This window comes from Dietzia sp. DQ11-44 (assembly GCF_014145205.1).
Classification (GTDB): domain Bacteria; phylum Actinomycetota; class Actinomycetes; order Mycobacteriales; family Mycobacteriaceae; genus Dietzia; species Dietzia natronolimnaea.
In genome coordinates, this window is sequence record NZ_JAALEC010000453.1 from 1 (window position 1) to 3,434 (window position 3,434).

The following is a 3,434-nucleotide window of genomic DNA, read 5'->3' on the forward strand; positions in this document are numbered from 1 at the left end:
GGTGCCGGCCTCGGGGGAGGTCAGTTCCACGGCCGCCACCACCAGCGCGCCGATCCCGCCGAGCGCGGTGGCCGCCACGTACGCGACCGTCTGCGGACCACGCGGGGCGGCACCGTCCGCGCCGTGCAGGCCGTCGGATCCGGAGTCGTTCACAGAGTGATCCGAGGGAGTGCGGGAGGTCACGAGGCGACCACCTCGTCGTCGTCGCCCCTCTCCCCACCCCCGGGGTCCGCCGCCAGGCCGTGTTGCAGGCGGCGCTCCACCCGGTCCACCTTCCCGCGCAACTCACCGGAGCGGCCGGGCCGCAGGTCGGCCTTGAGCACCAGACTCACCCGCGGGGACACCGCCAGGACCGCCTCGGTGGCGGCGCGGATGACGGGCATGACCTCGTCCCAGTCGCCCTCGATTGTGGTGAACATCGAGGTGGTTTCATGCGGCAGTCCGGACGCGCGGACCACCCGGACCGCCTCGGCCACGGCCTCGCTCATGGACGCCGAGTCGTCCGCGGTCGTGGTGGGAGCGACGGAGAACGCGAAGAGCATGACACCACCGTAAGCCTCCGCCCCGTCCCACGCAGATCGACTCCCGCCCGGACCCGACCGTCAGCCGCGGGACACCTGCTGCGGCACTCCGGGTTCGTACCCCGCCCCGGCGAGCAGCTCGCGGACGCGCGGGATGACCTTGCGGCCGTAGAGGTCGATCGAGTTCATGAGGTGCTCGTGCGGGGTGGGGCCGCTGGCGTACTTGAGGTCGAAGCGGTCCAATCCCAGTGTGCGCACGGTCGCGGCGATCTTCTGTGCGACGGTCTCGGGTGAACCCACGTACATCGCCCCGGACCTCACCTCGCGGTGGAAGTCGGCCTCCCCCGCGTCCCCCCAGCCCCGCTCGCGGCCGATCTTGTTGCGGTTGACCAGCCAGTGGGGCAGGGCCAGGGCGGCGGCCTTCTCGTCGGTCTCCGCGACGAAACCCGGCGAGTGCACGGCGATCGGCAACCGCGGGGCGTCGGTGCCCGCGAGCTGCGCGTTGGCCTGGCGGTACAGGTCGGCGAAGGGGGCGAAGCTGCCGGCGGGCCCGCCGATGATCGCCAGCATGAGGGGCATCCGGTAGCGGGCCGCGCGCACCACGGATTCGGGGCTGCCGCCCACGGCGATCCACGCGGAGAGCCCGCCCTCGGTCTCCGGGTACACGCGCTGGTCGACCAGGGGACGCCGCAGCTCCCCGGACCACGTCACCGGCGTCTCGGGCAGCAGCGCGGAGAACAGGTCCAGCTTCTCGCTGAACAGCTGCTCGTACTGCTGGAGATCGAGGCCGAACAGCGGGAACGACTCGGTGAAGGACCCGCGCCCCAGAACGACCTCGGCGCGCCCGTTCGACAGGGCGTCGATCGTGGAGAAGCGCTGGAACACCCGGACCGGGTCGTCACTGGACAGGACGGTGACCGCCGAGCCGAGCGTGATGCGCTGCGTCCGGGTCGCGATGCCGGCGAGCACCACATCCGGGGCGGAGACGGCGTAGTCGGGGCGGTGGTGCTCCCCCACCCCGAAGGCGTCGACGCCCACCTCGTCGGCGAGCACCGCCTGCTCGACGACGTCCCGGATCACCTGGGCGTGGTGGACCCGCGCGCCTCGGTCATCGACGGTGGTGTCGCCGAAGGTGTCGAGGCCAAAGGCGACGGAGTGTGACGCTGGAGATGCGGAGGTGGCGGGCGTGGCGGAGGTGGTGTGTTGAGTCATGCCCCCACTTTAGTTGATCTGTCAACCATAGGGTCTGCGGAGGTCCCTCTCGCCCCGGCCGGGCGGGTCTACAGTTCGTTCATGACGTTCACAGAGGCCGTGGAACTGGTGGGCAAGACCATGGACGCGGCCGGCGTGGCCGCCATCGTGGTGGGCGCGTTGGTGGCGGCCATGTTCGCCCTCGACCCGCGTCGACGACACGGCCCGGAGGGTGACGTCTACACCGCATTCCGGCGCCGTCTCGGCCGCGCGATCCTGCTGGGCCTGGAACTCCTGGTGGCCGCGGACATCATCCGGACCGTCGCGATCTCGCCGAGCTACGACTCGGTGGGGTTGCTCGCGTTGGTCGTGCTCATCAGGACGTTCCTCAGCTGGTCGCTCGAACTCGAGATCTCGGGCCGGTGGCCGTGGCAGAAGCGAGCCGGATCGCGAGCCGACCGCACCCGGCATGATGGAGACGACCAGGCGCGAGCCGACGTGCACGAGAGCGAGAGGACCACACCATGACCGACACCGATCACGGACCCCACCCCTACGTCGTCAACATCGAGGACGCGACCCTCGCCAACACCAACTACCGGACCACGCTGTGGACCGGGAAGCACCTGCAGATGACGGTCATGGCGATCGCTCCCGGGGACGACATCGGCCTCGAGGTGCACGAGGACCACGACCAGTTCCTGCGGGTCGAGCAGGGTCGCGGTCGCGTCCAGATGGGACCGGCCGAGGACCGCCTGGAGTTCGACGAGGAGGTCGGCGACGACTGGGTGATCCTCGTCCCCGCCGGGTCGTGGCACAACGTCACCAACATCGGCGACGAGCCGCTCAAGGTCTACTCGATCTACGCCCCGCCGGAGCACGAGCACGGCACCGTCCACGCGACCAAGGCCGAATCGGACGCCGACGAGCACTGAGACACCTCGGGCACAGGGCCACCTGGGTCCCCGAGCTCGTCCACGGCGTCAGGCGCCGGCGGGCCCCTCGTCCCGCCGGCGCCTCGTCGCGCGCACGTACCTGGTGAGCATCGTGTCCATCAGCGCCGGCGACAGGCGCTGCAGACGCCACGTCGCCCGCGCCCGCGCGGGTTCGATCACGAGCGCCCGGTTCCCCAGGACACCACGCAGGACGCTCTCCGCCAGCAGATCCGGGTCCAGCGGCTCCCGCACGCCCTGACCCTCGAGGTAGTAGTGACGGCCGTCGAAGCCGTCGAGCTCGCCCTTGTCCAGGATCGCGGTGTCCACCGCAGCCGGGCACACCACGGTCACCCCGACGCCGTGGCCGGCCGCCTCCGCGCGCAGCGAGAGCCCGAGCCCCACCACCGCGTGCTTGGTCATGGCGTAGCTGGTGATCAGGCCCGCCGGGCACAACCCGCCCATGGAGGCGGTGAGCACGAGCGATCCCGTTCCCCGGCGGATCATCTCCGGGTACGCGGCGTGGACGCAGTGCACGACCCCGCGGATGTTCACGTCGACGATCGCGTCCCACTGCCCCAGGGTGAGCAGCTCGGTGTCCCCGCCCCAGGTGATTCCGGCGTTGGCGAACATCAGGTCCAGGCCCCCGTGCTCGGCGACCACCTCGCCGACCAGGTCCGACACCGCCCGGGCGTCGGTGACGTCGAGCGCCTCCGACCGGGCCGATCCCCTTCCCGTCGTACCCGGGGTGATCTCCTCCGCCACCCGCCGGGCGGCCACCGGGTCGATG

The 3,434-nt window shown here is 71.2% G+C and carries 5 protein-coding genes; 2 read left to right on the top strand and 3 right to left on the bottom strand.

All coding sequences use genetic code 11. The annotated features are described in order from the left end of the window. Nucleotides 1–179 precede the first annotated feature (179 nt). Nucleotides 180–542: an MTH1187 family thiamine-binding protein gene (locus tag G6018_RS11725; RefSeq protein WP_182610513.1), complete on the bottom strand. Its 363-nt coding sequence runs from the start codon at nt 540–542 to the stop codon at nt 180–182. 60 nt (nt 543–602) lie between these two features. Continuing rightward, nucleotides 603–1,733, bottom strand: coding sequence for an LLM class flavin-dependent oxidoreductase (locus tag G6018_RS11730; protein ID WP_182610514.1), 1,131 nt, complete (start codon nt 1,731–1,733; stop codon nt 603–605). Nucleotides 1,734–1,814: 81 nt separating this feature from the next. On the opposite strand from G6018_RS11730, the gene G6018_RS11735 reads away from it, so the two are divergent. Together G6018_RS11735 and G6018_RS11740 are read left to right on the top strand one after the other, a co-directional pair. Next, nucleotides 1,815–2,240 (top strand): DUF1622 domain-containing protein, encoded by a 426-nt coding sequence (locus tag G6018_RS11735; RefSeq protein WP_182610515.1) that lies wholly within the window; start codon nt 1,815–1,817, stop codon nt 2,238–2,240. After that, the gene (locus G6018_RS11740; RefSeq protein WP_182610516.1) at nt 2,237–2,647 is read left to right on the top strand and encodes a cupin domain-containing protein; all 411 of its coding nucleotides are present in this window, start codon (nt 2,237–2,239) and stop codon (nt 2,645–2,647) included. The genes G6018_RS11735 and G6018_RS11740 overlap by 4 nt, the downstream gene beginning before the upstream one ends. A 48-nt stretch (nt 2,648–2,695) precedes the next feature. Here the strand turns inward: G6018_RS11740 and G6018_RS11745 are convergent. Continuing rightward, nucleotides 2,696–3,434, bottom strand: a 739-nt coding sequence (locus tag G6018_RS11745) for an SDR family NAD(P)-dependent oxidoreductase (RefSeq protein WP_182639688.1), incomplete at its 5' end; no start/stop codon positions are given.